The organism is Pseudomonas sp. P1_C12 (genome assembly GCF_056406435.1).
The window spans coordinates 299,167-315,594 of record NZ_JBFUAE010000001.1 but is presented as its reverse complement, the minus strand read 5'-3'; the positions used below and the strand labels follow the sequence as shown (position 1 = coordinate 315,594).

Here is a 16,428-nt window from a genome sequence, read left to right as displayed (position 1 = left end):
GGAGCTCGCCGGAAAGTGGGCGCAGATGTCAGGCAATAGACGATGCCCGGTTGACGCAACTGATGGCGCTCGGCCGAAAAACAATAATCAGCTTCCGGATAGGCCTATGAACATGATTACTCAACCTACTCAAGCAGTCGCAGCCCCAATCGTGGAGTGTCGCGGCGTTTGGAAAATATTCGGCAATCAGAGCCCTGTGGCAATAGACGCCGCGAAGCGCTTTACCGAAGGCAAGGATGCGTTACTGAAGCAACACGGCTCAGTCGTAGCGGTCGCAGATGCGACCTTTACCGTGCAGCAGGGTGAGACTTTCTGCATCATCGGCTTGTCGGGTAGCGGCAAATCGACATTGATTCGGCATTTCAACCGACTGATCGCACCTACCTGTGGTGAGGTACTGATCCATGGCCAAGACATCTGCAAGATGGGGGCTGGCGACCTGAGAGACCTGCGTTCCCGGAAAATGGGAATGGTATTTCAGAACGTTGCTCTGTTGCCTTATCGCACGGTGCTTGAAAACGTGATGCTGCCGCTTGAAGTGCAAGGCATCAATAAATCCGATGGCGTGCGCAAGAGTCAGGAAGCACTGGACAAGGTTGGCCTGGGCAATTGGGCTAATCGATACCCACAGGAACTCTCCGGAGGCATGCAACAACGCGTAGGCATCGCGCGAGCATTGGTCGCCGATCCTGATGTGTTGTTGATGGACGAGCCGTTCAGTGCGCTCGATCCGTTAATCCGCAAGCAACTGCAGATCGAATTCAAAAAGCTCTCCACTGAGCTACGCAAGACCACCATTTTCATTACTCATGATATCGACGAAGCCATTCGTATCGGTGATCGCATCGCAATCATGAAAGAGGGCCAGATGATCCAGATCGGTACCCCGGAAGAAGTGGTGCTCAACCCGGCTGACGAGTACGTCGCCAGTTTCATGGAAGGTATTTCTCGGCTGAAGCTGCTCAAGGCGCGCTCAATGCTCAAGCGTATCGACGGTCATGACCTCACTCAGTTTGGTGGGCGTTCGCTGGACGCTCTGGCCAGTGTCGACATCGATGACGATCTCGAGACCCTGATCGATGTAGCCGTGGATAAACGCGAAGACGTGGTTGCCATCAAGCAGGATGGCCAGATCGTCGGCACCGTGTGCCGTGAAACATTGCTCAGGGCCGTTCGCGGCCTCGATCTGGCTTGAGTCATGAAGCCTAGAACGGGTTTTGGGAGGAGAGTATGAATACAATCATCGAGGCATTCGACGCCATCGTCGATACGTCTCTGGCTTGGCTGATCGATGAGGCGTCTGGGTTCTTCGGAGCGATGAGCACGGGTATGGAAGCTGCCTATGGTGCGCTTAATACCCTGTTGATGTTCGCCCCATGGTGGGTGGTGGTCCTGGTCGTGGCTCTGATCGGCTGGCGAGTGAATGGTGTGTTGTTCGCAATTACCGCCGCGGCGGGCCTTTGGTTGTGCCAAGCCATGGGCTTGTGGACCGAGACCATAGCCACGCTCACGCTGGTGTTCAGCTCAACCTTGCTTGCACTGTTGATCGCTATTCCGCTGGGTGTGCTGGTGGGGCTGTCGGCGAGGTGGAAGCACAGTGCCGAGCTTGTGCTGGACTTCATCCAGACTATGCCGCCGTACATCTTCTTGTTGCCGGGTATCGCCTTACTTGGATATGGATCCGCGACAGCAATCTGGGCGACTTGCCTGGTGGCGATTCCACCCGCTTTACGTCTTACCGCACATGGCATTTTCATGACGCCGGCGCAGTATTGTGAACTGGGCTCGGCCGTGGGCATGAAACCCGTGTCGCAGGTTTTGAAGATTCGTCTGCCATTCGCTATTCCTTCGATCCTGGCGGGGATCAACCAGAGTCTGATGTTGAGCTTTGGCATGGTCGTGATTGCCGGCATCGCGGGGTCTGGCGGGTTGGGGCAGACCATTTATGAGGCTGTGCGAACCCTGAAGATCGATCTGGCCGTCAATGCAGGTATCGCCATCGTGGTGCTGACGATCATTCTCGACCGCATCTCCCAGGCCGTATGCACCACTGAAAAAGGAGCAGTGTGATGGACTTCAGCATCTCTCCCGGCTCTATAGTTGCACCATTTCTAAGCTACCTGAACAGCAATTTCCATGACGGTTTCATGGCCATTGCGCAGTTCTTTGATGTACTGATTGGTGGCATTGTCACTCTGCTCTCCCTTGGCTCGCCGGAAGTAGTCATTGGCTGCCTTTCCTTAATCTGTGTGCTGGTCGCGGGTTGGCGGGTAGGGCTAATGACCCTCATTGGTCTTGCCTGCTGCTTTGCGCTGGGGATGTGGGCTCCGGCAGTGCATACGATTGCGCTGATCATTATCGCCGTGGCGTTTTCGCTGTCGATCGGCATGGTTTTAGGTGTGCTGTTGTCACGTAGCGAGCGACTGAAGATCTTCTCGCGACCGATTCTGGATGTCATGCAGACCATGCCGCCGTGGGTCTACCTGGTGCCAGCGGTGGTGCTGTTCGGACTGGGCGCGGTACCAGCCTTGCTGGCCACCATCATCTTCGGCATCCCGCCAATGATTCGCCTGACCATTTTAGCGATGAGCCAGATCCCAGCGAATCGACTTGAGCTCGGCGCCGCGATCGGCGCAAGCCCACGGGAAATCCTTTGGAAGATCGAACTGCCTTCGGCATTGCCGACCCTGCTGGTCGGCGTCAACCAATGCGTTCTGTTGTCCTTGGGGATGGTAGTGCTGGCGGGGCTGGTCGGGGCTGGCGGGCTTGGTTCTGAGGTGACTCGTGGATTGAGCCGCATGGAGTTTGGTTTGGGCGTGCGCGCAAGCCTCGCCATTGTGATCCTTGCGTTGATCATTGACCGGGTGTGCCGCGGGACAATTCCGGCACGCTTTCTTAAACACTGATCAATGCTGGCTCGAAAAACAGTAGCGGTTGTTCATAGACAAGAAAGATTTGGAGAGAGCATGCGTACTCAATTGTACATCGACGGTGAATGGACCGATCCGGTCAATAAAGGCAGCCTGGACGTTATCAACCCAGCCACCGAGCAAGTCATTCATGCCATCCCCAAAGGCACTGCTGAAGACGTCGACCTGGCCGTCAGAGCAGCTCGCCGGGCATTTGACAAGGACGGCTGGCCGAACACTACAGGCGCCCAGCGTGGCGCCTATTTGCGACGCATTGCTGAGCTGATCCGCGAGCGATCCGAGGCGCTGGCGCGTCTTGAGGTTTTGGACAATGGCAAGCCGCTGCCTGAGGCGCGCTGGGACATCGGTGACGCCGCTGGTTGCTTTGAGTATTACGCAGGCCTTGCCGAGCAACTCGACGACACCAGTGTTGCAGATCTTGCTATCTCCGATGACCGCTTCCGCACGAAGGTCCGCAGGGAGGCGGTCGGCGTAGTCGGCGGGATCATCCCGTGGAACTACCCGCTGTTGATGGCGTCCTGGAAGGTCGCTCCGGCTTTGGCAGCTGGTTGTACCATCGTGCTCAAACCCGCCGAAAACACTTCACTGACCGCATTGGAACTGGCTGCAATCGCACAGGAAGCGGAGCTGCCGGCAGGCGTGCTGAACATCGTAACTGGCCTCGGCGGTGAAGCCGGTCAGGCGTTAGTTAGCCATCCGCAGGTGGATAAGTTGGCGTTCACAGGGTCAGGTCGCATCGGCTCGCACATCATGGCCGAGGCGGCGAAGGACATCAAACGCATAAGCCTTGAACTGGGGGGCAAGTCGCCACTGATTGTATTTGACGATGCCGACATCGAGGGCGCCGTCGAATGGATCATGTTCGGCATTTTCTGGAACCAGGGGCAGGTCTGCTCAGCTACATCGAGAGTGCTGGTGCAGGATGGCGTTTACGACAAGCTACTGGCGCGCCTGATCGAGGAAGCAAACAAGATCACCATAGGTGATGGTCTGGAGGACGGCATTCTTCTCGGGCCGTTGGTGTCCAAACAGCAGCATGAACAGGTCATTGCTGCTGTGGCGCGTGCTCAGGAGGATGGGGTGCAACTGGTTGCTGGCGGCCGTAGGCCTGAGGAGCTACGCCAAGGGTATTTCTTCCAACCGACCATCCTCACCGAGGTGCCGCTGGACAGCCATGCCTGGAAGGAAGAGATCTTCGGCCCGGTGGTCTGCGTTCGTCGTTTCTCCACTGAAAGCGAAGCGTTGAGTCTGGCCAATGATAGCCGTTACGGCCTGGCTGCTGCGGTGATGACAAAAGATGACGCCCGCGCTGATCGGGTTTCAGCGGCGCTGCGTGCGGGCATTGTCTGGATCAACTGCTCTCAGCCGACCTTCACCGAAGCGCCATGGGGAGGCTACAAGCAATCCGGCATCGGCCGTGAGCTCGGCAAGTGGGGCCTGGATAATTACCTCGAAACCAAGCAGGTCACCGCCTATGTGAGTCGGGATCCTTGGGGTTGGTATATCAAGTAAGTTTTACCACTCGATGGTCCTCACGCGGCCGTCACCATTATCCAGGTTGAAAAGCTCGGCGACCGTTGGGCACGAGGAGGTCAGTTTTGGCGAACACATTGGTAGTCGTGGCGCACCCGGACTTGTCCAGCTCACGTATCAACGCCACCTGGTGCAAGGCCATCGAAAGCCTCGCGGGTGTGACCGTGATTGATCTGTATGGGCGATACCCAAGTGGCAAGATCGACATCGTTGCCGAGCAGCGATTGATTGAGGCGCATGATCGCATCGTCTTGCAGTTTCCGATGCAATGGTACAACTGCACGCCATTGCTCAAGCAGTGGATCGACGATGTCTTCGCCGCTGGCTGGGCCTATGGCGGTGGCAGGGCGGTTGCGGGCAAGACCTTGTGCATTGCCGTCTCCACTTATTCCAAGGCCTCTGATTATCAAAAAGGCGGCCGCTATGGTCGCACGCTTGACGAGTTAACCAGTCCGTTTGAGGTGCTGGCCTTCCGAGTTGAGATGCTCTATCAACCTGGCTTCTTTCTGTGTGGACTGGAGAGTCTGAGCGATGAAGCGCTAGCGATAAGTACCGAGCAATATCGGAATTTCGTCGCTTCCTGTGAATATAAGTACGCCGTGGAAAAGGCTTAATGTCCCACTTTAAGAAGTGATGCAATCGACACCAATCGGATCTCCATCACAAGTTGTGTCCGTCTAATTGGTGTTCAACGTGTGGCCTAACTCCAATAACAAAAAGAGGGTGCCCAGTGACGATAACGAAAAGCTTCATCCTTCCTTTACGCGCGCTTTGCGCAACCTTGCACGAAAAATTTCTCAGGCGCCTGGATTTCGAGTTCAGCCAACCTTGGCTTGAACCAAGTGGCTCAGAGAACGGGGGCTGTGGCCTTTCACATTCCTTGCCGCTGACCGCGCATGCCCAGCTCGCCGTTAGTGGAGTGAATCATTCTCAGAGAGCCGCATTAGGCAGCAGCTGAGTCTGTCGCATGCGCAAACCATGATTCTGGCGAGATCGGTTCGACTTGCCAGGTGTGCCCCAAGTTGTAGGAGGGGCAACCACACAGGGACGTGGCCCCACCTGGAGCAGGTAGGGACAGCAACGCCATATCGAAACCAATAGCTGCAGAAGAATCTGCGCTTATATTTCATGCACAAAAAAAGGGTCAAACTATGCATAAGCTGTTGAAGGTCCTGGCCGTTTCACTGATGTGTCTGTTCGCTTCCTTTAGCCACGCAGCGGAAAAAACAACTATCAAGATTGGTTCGCTTCCTTGGGAAGATGTTATGCCAATCTCCGAAATTACCCAGAAATTTCTGGAAAAACAAGGATTTACTGTCGAGCTGACGACCTTTCCGGATTGGGGGATTGGCTTCGCTGCACTCGCGAGGGGGGATGTCGACTTGATGGTTTCGCACATCAATAACATTACCGCCGACTATTGGAAGAAAAACTACCAGCGTCTCGAAAAGGTCTCGGTTGCTTCCCACGGCTTGCACCAGGGGATTGTGGTACCCGACTACATGCCGATCAAGTCGATTGAGGAGTTGAACTCAATCAAGGATCAGGTCGGTGGAAAGATCATTGGTATCGAATCGGGTGCCGGCCTCATGCAGCAGACCGCTGACGCCATCAAACAGTACAACTTGCAGTACACCCTGGTTGACGGCAGCACCGCCGCAATGGTTGCCCAATTGCAATCGGCCATTGAACGCAAGGCCCCCATTGTTACCATGTTGTGGCAGCCGTCCTGGATGGACATGAAATTCAAGGTCCGCTACCTGGAAGATCCAAAAGGTGTATTCCCTGCGCCGCAAAGCTATTACTGGATCGCCAAGAAAGGCTTTTCCAACGACAACGCTCGGGCCCGGGAAGCTATCGCAAGCGTCTTTGTACCGCTCGATGACATCACGGCCATCAACCTGTCTATCAATGATGGGATGAGCATGGAACAAGCCGTACAAAAATGGTGGGACGCCAACACCAAGCTGATCAATCAATGGGCCGTCATGTCCGGGAAGTGATAGCGTCTGGCCGTGATCCTGCTTGATGTAGAGGAGGCACCTTTACAATGCCCACGTTACCGGCGCCGGCTGATTGCAGGCGCCGGTTTGGCATAGTATCAGTGGGAGTCAAAATGAATCAGCCGTTGAAAACTCGACAACATAAGGGATATCGCCGGATCATCCCGTCGATGAACGCGCTTGTGGCATTTGAGGCGGTTGCTCGAAACGGCAGTTTCACTATTGCGGCACAGGAGCTGGGCGTCACCCAGGCGGCGGTTAGCAAACACGTAAAGTTTCTTGAAGATACTTTCGGCGCTCAGCTTTTCTATCGCCTGCACCGTTCCAATCAATTGACAACAGAGGGCATTGCTCTTTACGGCGCGATGTCTGAGTCAATGCAGAGTATTGCCGGCGTGTTCGACAAATATGCGGAAGGGCAAGGCGAGGAGGCTATCGCACTGGCCAGTACTGCTGATTTCTCAAACCTGCGAATCATGCCGCGTTTACATCTTCTGAGAGAGCAGTTACCGAAACTCCGTTTGCGACTCACCACACCCTCGGATCGTGATGCCGACCTTTCGGTCCGCTTCGGTCACGGCAAGTGGGATGATGGCACAGCAGTTTTTCTGTTCGATGAGGAGATTTTCCCGGTGTGTTCTCCGTCGTGGCTCGCTCGGCATTGTCCACCGACCTCACTGGAGGAGATTGCCCATAACCAGCTCATTGACACGGACGCAACGCTGGAGGGTTGGATGACGTGGAATACCTGGTTTCGGGCTCTGGGGTATACACCGCCCAAGCTGGAGTTCAGCCTCCGTTGCGCGATGTACGGCGACGCAGTTCTCGCTGCGGTTCAGGGGCACGGCATTGCATTGGGTTGGGGGCGGCTGTTGGAAAACCACCTGGCGTCCGGTCGGCTCGTTCGTGTATCCAGTCACGTCATTGTACCTAGTGATGCTTACTACATTTTTCTCGCTGCTGGACGGCCTAAAACAGCGGTCATAGACCAGTTGATGGATTGCCTGCGCGCCGACGATATCGAGCCTCGCTAGGGTAGCCGACGACTTATAACTTTGACTCATGGTAACTTGAAAATAAACCGCATTGACCAATGTTTATAGGTGTTTAGATACTGTCACGCATCGTTGGCAATAAGGCCTGCTCGTGAGGTGTCTATGAATAACTTAAAACAAAAAAGCCATCTTGAAGTTGTAAAGGAACGTGCTCCGTGGACCGCTCTGGATGGCGCTGTATTTGGACGCGAAGACATATTCGAAAATGACCTGGATATATTTTTTCACAAGCACTGGATAGTTGTTGGTGTCACCACCGAAATCCCTGAGCCAGGTGATGTATCCACCGTCGACATTGGAAAGTCATCGATTATTCTTGTTAGAGATGATGACGAGCAGGTCAGGGCATTTCGTAATGTTTGCCGTCATCGCGGCGCTCGCCTCAAGGAGGCTGGGCTTTCTACCGTTGGGATGTTGGTATGCCCTTATCACCAATGGACTTACGACCTCGATGGCTCTCTCAAGCACACGCGTGACATGGGTAAAGACTTTGACCCCGAATGTCGCAGTCTTATCCCTGTAGCCTGTCGTGTCGTGGGTGCACATATTCTGGCATGTCTCAGCGATGAACCGCCTGCCGACATCGATTTTCTGGTCGAGAATATGGCGCCGCGTTTTGCCCCCTACGATTTGACCAACACGAAAATTGCCTATGAAAGCGAGATCATCGAGGAGGGCAATTGGAAGTTGGTGATCGAAAACAACCGTGAGTGCTATCACTGCGCGGCAGGTCATCCAGAGCTCAATGTTTCATTCCTGCCTGAAGACTTTGCCGGCAGCACCGAGGGCATGACCGAGGAATCACTACGTGCATTGGAAGCTCACAAGGCGAAAAGCGTAATCGCCAAAGAGAGCTGGGAAAGCGAAGGGTTGATCTGTGACGCCATCGAGTATCTGGATGAGGACGCTGTCACTCAATTCCGTGCGCAACGTTTGGTGATCTCTGGTCATGGCGAATCACAGACCCTGGACACCCGCGTCGCCTGCACGAAGCTATTCGGCGAGCTGAACCGTCCCGACCTGGGCGACACGCACTTCTGGACGCATAACTCGTGGACCCATGTAATGAGCGACCATGCCGTCATTTCGTGGCTGATCCCGCTGTCTCCAGGCAAGACACTGGTGCGATCCAAGTGGCTGGTACACAAAGACGCGGTCGAGGGCAAGGATTACGACCTGCAACGCTTGACCGAAGTGTGGATCGCGACCAATCAGCAGGATGCCAGTCTGGTCAAAATTACCTACAGTGGCACTCAGGATCCAGCGTACGTGCCGGGCCCGTTTTCACACCTCGTCGAAGCCTACGTTCACCAGTTCACCCGCTGGTACACCGCACGACTCATTGCGCATAGTGCTTGAATGGGAGATGGTTCGATGAGTACTTATCAGACAGTTTCTGTGCCGATGAAAAAGCTGCGCTTCAATGATGTTGACGTGTGGTCTGCGTTCGATACCGGTTGGAGCAGTGGTGAGCCGAAAACCCTGACGGTTTGTGATGTTAGGGATGAAACCCACGATGTGAAGACCTTCACATTCCAGTGCGGCGACTTCCAGGCACTGGCTTTCGAACCTGGGCAGTTCATCACGATCGTGCCCAGTATCAACGGGCAAGCAATTTCACGCTGCTACACGCTTTCATCCTCTCCAGCTCGGCCATTCACCTTTTCGATTACGGTGAAACGTGTGCCTGGCGGATTGGTATCGAACTGGTTGCACGATAACTTGCATACGGGTGGCCAACTGACGGCGTACGGTCCTGCCGGGGCCTTTACTTCGACCTGCAGCGACGCCCGCAAGCTGCTGTATCTCTCGGCAGGGTCGGGGGTCACACCCCTGATGTCGATGACGCGTGCAAGTCATGATCTTGCGGCGGATGTCGACATTGCGTTCGTCCACAGTGCGCGGTCTCCGGTCGACATCGTCTTCAGGAAAGAGCTGCAGTTACTCGAGTCGCTTAAACCCAACCTTCAGGTACTTGCTGTCTGCGAAACTACCGAAACCGAACGCGAGTGGAGCGGCCCTATTGGGCGCCTCACTCTAGAGATCTTGCGACAATCTGTTCCTGACTTTCTGGAGCGCGAGGTCTTCACTTGTGGACCTAAAGGCTACATGGACGCCGTGCAAGCGCTGCTCGCCGGTGCAGGGTTCGACATGGATCATTACCACCAGGAAAGCTTCGATCTGGGTGAGCCATCGAGTCCGGTAGTGGTGCCCGTAGATCCTCCGCTGGTAGCGTCAGTAGACGCGTTTACCATCACGCTGGCGAAATCGGGGAAAACCTTTCAGATGACCGGCGACGACACAATCCTTTCGGCGGCCAAGCGCGCCGGAGCGGTCGTCCCCAGCTCATGCAGCCAAGGTATTTGTGGCACCTGCAAAACCGCAGTCCTGGAAGGTTCTGTCGACATGAAAGCGAACGGAGGCATTCGACAACGAGAAATTGACAAAGGATTTCGGTTGCTTTGCTGCAGCAGACCCACGTCTGACCTTGTCATCGATCTCTGATCACCGGAGCGGTTATCTGCTTACTCAAGGCATTGAGGATGGAGGTCCCCATGGTTTTTGCTGAATCCCGACGCCAAGACGCTGGGCATTTGGATCATGCTCATCAGCTCATGGCTCGCGTGGCCGAAAATCTCGGGGCTTATCGCGGGCAAGATTGGGCGCACGAAATTTCCACGAGCCGACAATCTGTTCAGTCCGCGCAATTATCACTCAATTCGGATCTTCAGACGCACATCGAAGACGACAGTTGTATTCGTGGCTGGTTGATGGAAAGCCTGGCGAACGCAAAAGAGTCTTCGCTGGTTGATGGCGCACTGTTGGAATGCATTGAACGGCTGTTACCTGATGCGGTATGGATCAAGCGACATGCGGCCTCGAATGAAGACGATCACTTCGTGGATATGCACCGGCACGCATTGCTCATTGGCAAAGGAAGCGTCGTTCATTGTGACTCAATTACGCTGGGGCTGATGGTCATGGCACCCGATGTCCGTTATCCCTTTCACAATCATCCTCCCAGAGAGTTTTACCTCGTGCTCTCGGAGGGGGAGTGGTATCAGGAGGGCGCCGGTTGGTTTAGGCCGGGGCCTGGCGGAGTGGTTTACAACCCGCCGTCGATCAGACATGCGGTGAAAGCGGGCACGGGACCGCTCCTGGCTCTGTGGGGATTGATGCACACCTGAAAGCAGACAAGGTCATTCAGGCTTGGCATGTTGCCTAGTGGGTACGCGGGGCGGCCATGGTATTGGCCAGTTGATCGCGCGCAGGATGACGTAGAAGGGGCATCGTGCTCACCCACCCAGCGTGAACTGAATGACGCGTGCGAACACATTCTGACAACTTTCCCAACTCGCTTTCCGCTCTCGAAGCGACCGAACAGGTCTGGACGGTCGATGGTGGTCGTAAGGCCAAGCGCACCGCACCACACCGCACGAACAATCAAATGCAAATGACAAAAGGCCTTAATTGGCGAGTGAGTTAAAAAACAGCTCGCAGATACCTGTGAGCATAATTTGACGCGGAGAAACACATGACTGCAAATAATAGAGGGGTGGTGTACCTGGGCGCTGGCAAGGTCGAGGTGCGAAATATCGACTACCCCAAAATGCAGGACCCACGCGGCAAGAAGATCGAACACGGCGTCATACTCAAGGTGGTCTCGACCAACATCTGCGGCTCTGATCAGCACATGGTACGTGGGCGCACCACCGCGCAGGTCGGTCTGGTTCTCGGTCATGAAATCACCGGTGAAGTGATCGAGAAGGGCAGTGACGTCGAGAACCTGAAAATCGGTGATCTGGTGTCCGTGCCGTTCAACGTCGCTTGCGGGCGCTGCCGTTCCTGCAAGGAAATGCACACCGGCGTGTGCTTGAGCGTAAATCCGGCCCGTCCAGGCGGTGCTTATGGTTATGTCGACATGGGCGACTGGACAGGTGGCCAAGCGGAATATGCGATGGTGCCGTACGCCGATTTCAACTTGCTGAAATTGCCAGATCGCGATCGCGCAATGGAAAAAATCCGCGATCTGACCTGCCTCTCCGACATTCTACCAACCGGTTACCACGGCGCGGTGACGGCCGGCGTTGGTCCAGGCAGCACCGTGTACATCGCTGGTGCCGGCCCTGTCGGTCTGGCTGCCGCCGCTTCCGCGCGCCTGTTGGGGGCGGCGGTGGTGATCATCGGTGACGTCAACACCGTGCGCCTGGCCCACGCCAAGGCCCAGGGTTTCGAAATCGCCGACCTGTCCCTGGACACACCGCTGCACGAGCAAATCGCTGCACTGCTCGGCGAACCGGAAGTGGATTGCGCCGTCGACGCTGTAGGCTTTGAAGCACGCGGTCACGGCCATGACGGCGTGAAGCATGAGGCTCCGGCCACTGTGCTCAACTCGTTAATGGGCGTGGTTCGAGTGGCTGGCAAAATTGGTATTCCTGGCCTTTACGTCACTGAAGACCCGGGTGCGGTGGATGCTGCCGCGAAGATCGGTGCCCTGAGCGTTCGCTTTGGCCTAGGCTGGGCGAAATCCCACAGCTTCCACACCGGCCAGACTCCGGTAATGAAGTACAACCGCGCGCTAATGCAGGCCATCATGTGGGACCGTATCAATATCGCTGAGGTGGTGGGCGTGCAGGTGATCAGTCTGGATCAGGCGCCGGCAGGGTATGGTGAATTTGATGCCGGAGTGCCGAAAAAATTTGTCATCGACCCACATCGTACTTTCAGCTAAGGGATGACTGTCCGGTGCGATGGCGGCTCTGAGAAAGGGGTCTCCATCGTATCGGAACACTTGCTTACCACTTGGGTCTGGTTCTTGGGGCTAGGATTGGCGTGCACCATGGTTAGGTACAAGGCGCCAACTGGTTTTGACTATGTCTTTTGCAATAGATATGGATGCACAAGCATGCGCAGTACGTTAACGCGCTGAAAAAAGAAGGCCGCCAGTGTGCAAGCGGCCAGGTCTCAAGCCCGACCAAGGCTATCGACGAAAGCTCAGTAATGACGAACACGAGCCCCGTTCCCAGGGGGGCTGAGTCAACCGTAAACCCTCTACGGTGGAAGCCGCGCTTCCATCTTCTTTCCCCGACAGAAGAGTTGATGGCAACGCTGCTCAAACGCATTACCCCTAGCTGTTGCTAGGGAAGGCAAACTGTGCGGCTTCATGACTTGTGCGCTTTGGCCAGCGTTGAGTGATGGCTTTCTTGCGGGTGTAGAATCGAACACCATCCGGACCGTAGGCATGCAAGTCGCCGAATAGAGAGCGTTTCCAGCCACCGAAGCTGTGATAGCTGACGGGCACCGGCAGCGGTACGTTGACCCCCACCATGCCCACTTCAATTTCATCGCAGAACAGACGAGCAGCTTCACCATCGCGGGTGAAAATGCAGGTGCCGTTGCCATACTCGTGGCTGTTAATCAGTTGCATGGCAGCTTCCAGGCTGCTAACTCGCACGACGCACAGTACCGGGCCGAAGATTTCTTCTTTGTAGATACGCATTTCCGGGGTCACATTGTCGAACAACGTACCACCGAGAAAATACCCATCTTCGTGGCCGGCGACACGATAGCCGCGACCATCGACCACAAGTGTCGCCCCCGAATTCAAACCATCGTCAATGTAGCTGACCACCTTGTCCCGAGCAGCCGCCGTTACCAGAGGTCCCATGTCAAGTCCACAGGAGGATCCCGCACCGATCTTCAATGCTTTTATTTGGGGCTCCAGCTTGGCGATAAGCGCATCGGCTACCTGGTCCCCGACGCACACGGCTACAGAGATTGCCATGCAGCGTTCACCACACGAGCCGTAGGCAGCGCCCATCAGCGCGTTTACGGCATTATTCAGGTCTGCGTCGGGCATCAACACTGCGTGGTTTTTTGCACCACCCAACGCCTGCACGCGCTTCCCACGTTTGGTGCCTTCTGAGTAAATGTATTCAGCGATCGGAGTAGAGCCGACGAAGCTCAATGCCTTGACCTCCGGAGCTTCGATAAGTGCATCGACCGCCTCCTTGTCGCCATGCACCACATTGAGTACGCCTTTTGGCAAACCAGCTTCATGCAACAATTGAGCGATCAACAGCGTAGAACTCGGATCGCGTTCGGACGGTTTGAGAATGAAGGTGTTGCCACAGGCGATGGCCAGTGGATACATCCACAGCGGCACCATGGCCGGGAAATTGAACGGAGTAATACCGGCAACGACTCCTATGGGTTGCAGATCGCTCCAGGCGTCAATATTGGGGCCGACGTTGCGGCTGTATTCGCCCTTTAAGATAACCGGCGCGGCCGAGGCAAACTCAACGTTTTCGATGCCACGCTTGAGTTCACCCACGGCGTCTTCGATCGTTTTGCCGTGCTCCTCGCTGATCAGCAAGGCAATGCGTTGCTCGTTGGCCTCCAGCAATTGTTTGAACCGAAACATGACCTGGGCACGCTTGGCCGGTGGGGTGTTGCGCCACGCCGGGAACGCAGCTTTGGCCGCATCTATTGCGTGTTGAACCGTGGCGCGGGAGGCCAAGCCAAGTTTGTGGATCGCCTGACCTGTGGCGGGATTGAAGACGTCACTGGTGCGGGCGTCATCGGCGAAAGATTCGCCATTAATAAAATGTTCGATAGTCGTCATCGTCGTTCCTCGAAATTAAGGTCAAAGCTGCTTGAAGAGAGAGGCCGAGGCCACTGCACTGCGGGGGGGCAACCAGTCAGTAAGTTTTGTTAAACGCTTCGCTGCTTGTGCAGCTAGCACAGGCCACGCTTTTCAACCTACGCACTTCAATAGCGGTCGGCCCTGTCGCTTTCGATGGCTTCAGCCGCAACCAGCGTGTTACGCATCAGACATGCCACCGTCATGGGGCCGACGCCCCCAGGCACAGGCGTAATGGCCGCTGCGACGGGGCTGACCGACTCGAAATCGACGTCGCCAACAAGTACTGAGCGCCCATCCTTTTCAACACGGTTGATACCCACATCGATCACGATGGCACCCGGCTTAATGGCCTCGGCACTGATGAACTCCGCCTTACCCATGGCAACGATCAAAATATCAGCCTGACGGCATTCGCTATTCAGGTCCTCGGTCCTGGAGTGCACGATCGTCACGGTGCAGTTTTCCTGGAGAAGCAGATTGGCCATCGGCTTGCCGACAATGTTCGACCTGCCCACGATGACTGCTTTTTTTCCGCTCAAATTACCCAGTTGGTCCCTGAGCATCATCAAGCAACCCAGCGGTGTGCATGGAATGAGGGACGCTTTGCCCTGGCCTAGCAGTCCAACGTTAATCGGGTGAAAACCATCGACGTCCTTTGCTGGATCGATCGCGGTAATGACTTTCGATTCATCGATATGGGCGGGTAATGGCAACTGCACCAGGATCCCGTGGACGTAGCGATCATTGTTCAGTTTGTCGATCAGTTGCAGTAGCTCAGCTTGCGATGTCGCGCTGTCAAGCAAGTGTGGAAATGAGTCGATACCGGATTCCAAGGCTTTTTTCATTTTCGTTTTGACATAGACCTGACTGGCAGGATCCTGACCGACCAGCACCACAGCAAGACCCGGAGCTCTTCCGCGTTTTTCGCGAAACGTCCGCGCACCTATGGCAACTGATTTGCGCAGCGTTTCGGCAAAACCCTTGCCGTCAATGATATGGGCCTGGGGGCTTAGGGTTTGATCCAATAGTTGAGTCATCTTCATCTTGTCCTATCCTGTCAGCGGTCAGAAAAAACGGCATTCAAGCCTTCAGGCGTTGCCCTTTGAGTCATACAGGCAGCCACGAATCATCTTTGCCGGATATGTTTCACTCAATATCTGCACGGCAAGTTCCCTTTCCCAGAGCCGCTAGCTCCTCCGAAGAGGCAACCCAATGCCATCTTTTGAGAGGGTGGTTGGAAAACACCGTCGCTGGCGATCAGGGCAGGTGCGGTGAATGCTAAGGTGGTTGAGTAGCCGCTACAAACGATGTATACGGCCTATATTTATAAGTAGGGCTAATGGGAGATTGTCCATGTCTTTGACCAACCTTCAGCTGAACTGGCTGCGAACGTTTGAGTCGGTAGGTCGTCATTTGAGCTTTTCCGCGGCGGCCATCGAGTTGAACATGAGTCAGTCGGCAGTCAGCCAACAGATCAAGTTGCTGGAGCACAAGCTCGGCAAGCCGCTTTTTCAGCGTCAGACCCGTTCGATTCAACTGACCGTATCGGGCCGAGCGTACCTGGCGGTGGTTCGAGAGGGCCTCTGGCACATGCATCAGGGTATGAACAATATCTTCAGCTCGGTGGCGCAGGGCGTTCTTGAGATCAGCGTGAACAACTCCTTCGCGCAGCTCTGGCTAGCACCGCGAATGGAGCGATTTGCCGAGTTGTATCCGCAAATCTCACTGCGCATGTATGGCGTGAACTGGGAAGCCGATGCGCCGCCGAGTAGCGCAGAGCTTGAGATACGCTACGGCTCCGGCAACTGGCAGCAATATGATGTCCAGCAACTGCTTTCCACCGAATTGCGGCCCTACTGCTCACTGGATGTTGCGGCCATGCTGCGCAGCGCGGGCGGCCTGCTGAGCCTGGCGCTTATCGATGTATTGGGTACGCCCAACGGTTGGAGCGATTGGCTGGCCTCGCATCCCCAGGGCGAGGCGGAGAACTACCAGCGGTTCTATGTAGACAGCTATGCCATTGCCGCCAGCATGGCCATCGAAAACGCGGGTGTGTGCTTGCTCAATGAGGAACTGGTCGAGAAGTCCAGGCTTCGCGGTCAACTCGTTTCTCCGCTGGACCAGAGCATCGAGAGCCTGGCGGGGTTCTATTTGCTCAAGCCACTTAGCAAACCCCTGTCGGGAGCAGCCCAGGCATTTTGTACCTGGCTGGAATCTGAACTTCGGTAACGAATTAGCTCCGCTTATTAATCAGTGATGGA

The 16,428-nt window shown here is 55.4% G+C and carries 14 protein-coding genes; 12 read left to right on the top strand and 2 right to left on the bottom strand.

Translation table 11 applies throughout. The annotated features are described in order from the left end of the window. Positions 1-106 precede the first annotated feature (106 nt). The 11 genes from AC1D19_RS01470 to fdhA all read left to right on the top strand — a co-directional run bounded on the left by AC1D19_RS01470 (position 107) and on the right by fdhA (position 12,253). Positions 107-1,195: a quaternary amine ABC transporter ATP-binding protein gene (locus AC1D19_RS01470; RefSeq protein WP_477762342.1), complete on the top strand. Its 1,089-nt coding sequence runs from the start codon at positions 107-109 to the stop codon at positions 1,193-1,195. A gap of 35 nt (positions 1,196-1,230) precedes the next feature. Next, the gene (locus tag AC1D19_RS01465) at positions 1,231-2,070 is read left to right on the top strand and encodes an ABC transporter permease (RefSeq protein WP_477762095.1); all 840 of its coding nucleotides are present in this window, start codon (positions 1,231-1,233) and stop codon (positions 2,068-2,070) included. Next, entirely contained in the window at positions 2,070-2,906 is an 837-nt protein-coding gene (locus tag AC1D19_RS01460; protein WP_477762094.1) for an ABC transporter permease, read from the top strand. Before AC1D19_RS01465 ends, AC1D19_RS01460 begins: the two co-directional genes overlap by 1 nt. A 60-nt stretch (positions 2,907-2,966) precedes the next feature. Then, the gene (locus AC1D19_RS01455) at positions 2,967-4,442 is read left to right on the top strand and encodes an aldehyde dehydrogenase family protein (RefSeq protein ID WP_477762093.1); all 1,476 of its coding nucleotides are present in this window, start codon (positions 2,967-2,969) and stop codon (positions 4,440-4,442) included. Positions 4,443-4,528: 86 nt separating this feature from the next. After that, positions 4,529-5,077, top strand: a complete 549-nt coding sequence (locus AC1D19_RS01450; RefSeq protein WP_477762092.1) for an NAD(P)H-dependent oxidoreductase — start codon at positions 4,529-4,531, stop codon at positions 5,075-5,077. Between the two features lie 537 nt (positions 5,078-5,614). After that, the gene (locus AC1D19_RS01445) at positions 5,615-6,466 is read left to right on the top strand and encodes a glycine betaine ABC transporter substrate-binding protein (protein ID WP_457327355.1); all 852 of its coding nucleotides are present in this window, start codon (positions 5,615-5,617) and stop codon (positions 6,464-6,466) included. Between the two features lie 113 nt (positions 6,467-6,579). Beyond that, positions 6,580-7,500: a LysR substrate-binding domain-containing protein gene (locus tag AC1D19_RS01440; protein ID WP_477762091.1), complete on the top strand. Its 921-nt coding sequence runs from the start codon at positions 6,580-6,582 to the stop codon at positions 7,498-7,500. Between the two features lie 123 nt (positions 7,501-7,623). Then, on the top strand, positions 7,624-8,880 hold the full coding sequence (locus AC1D19_RS01435; protein WP_477762090.1) for an aromatic ring-hydroxylating oxygenase subunit alpha: 1,257 nt from the start codon (positions 7,624-7,626) through the stop codon (positions 8,878-8,880). A gap of 15 nt (positions 8,881-8,895) precedes the next feature. Beyond that, a complete protein-coding gene (locus AC1D19_RS01430) occupies positions 8,896-10,026 on the top strand; it encodes an FAD-binding oxidoreductase (protein WP_477762089.1) in 1,131 nt (376 codons plus the stop codon). 50 nt (positions 10,027-10,076) lie between these two features. Then, positions 10,077-10,709 carry a dimethylsulfonioproprionate lyase family protein gene (locus AC1D19_RS01425; protein ID WP_477762088.1) on the top strand — a complete coding sequence of 211 codons (633 nt, stop codon included), beginning with the start codon at positions 10,077-10,079 and terminating at the stop codon, positions 10,707-10,709. A gap of 347 nt (positions 10,710-11,056) precedes the next feature. Then, positions 11,057-12,253, top strand: coding sequence for a formaldehyde dehydrogenase, glutathione-independent (gene fdhA / locus AC1D19_RS01420; protein ID WP_477762087.1), 1,197 nt, complete (start codon positions 11,057-11,059; stop codon positions 12,251-12,253). Positions 12,254-12,649: 396 nt separating this feature from the next. On the opposite strand, the gene AC1D19_RS01415 is transcribed toward fdhA, so the two are convergent. After that, the gene (locus AC1D19_RS01415) at positions 12,650-14,146 is read right to left on the bottom strand and encodes a CoA-acylating methylmalonate-semialdehyde dehydrogenase (RefSeq protein WP_477762086.1); all 1,497 of its coding nucleotides are present in this window, start codon (positions 14,144-14,146) and stop codon (positions 12,650-12,652) included. A 146-nt stretch (positions 14,147-14,292) separates the two neighbouring features. Further along, positions 14,293-15,210 carry a bifunctional methylenetetrahydrofolate dehydrogenase/methenyltetrahydrofolate cyclohydrolase FolD gene (gene folD, locus AC1D19_RS01410; protein ID WP_259696329.1) on the bottom strand — a complete coding sequence of 306 codons (918 nt, stop codon included), beginning with the start codon at positions 15,208-15,210 and terminating at the stop codon, positions 14,293-14,295. A gap of 310 nt (positions 15,211-15,520) precedes the next feature. Between folD and AC1D19_RS01405 the strand changes: the two genes are divergently transcribed. Beyond that, the gene (locus AC1D19_RS01405; protein ID WP_477762085.1) at positions 15,521-16,396 is read left to right on the top strand and encodes a LysR family transcriptional regulator; all 876 of its coding nucleotides are present in this window, start codon (positions 15,521-15,523) and stop codon (positions 16,394-16,396) included. Positions 16,397-16,428 lie beyond the last annotated feature (32 nt).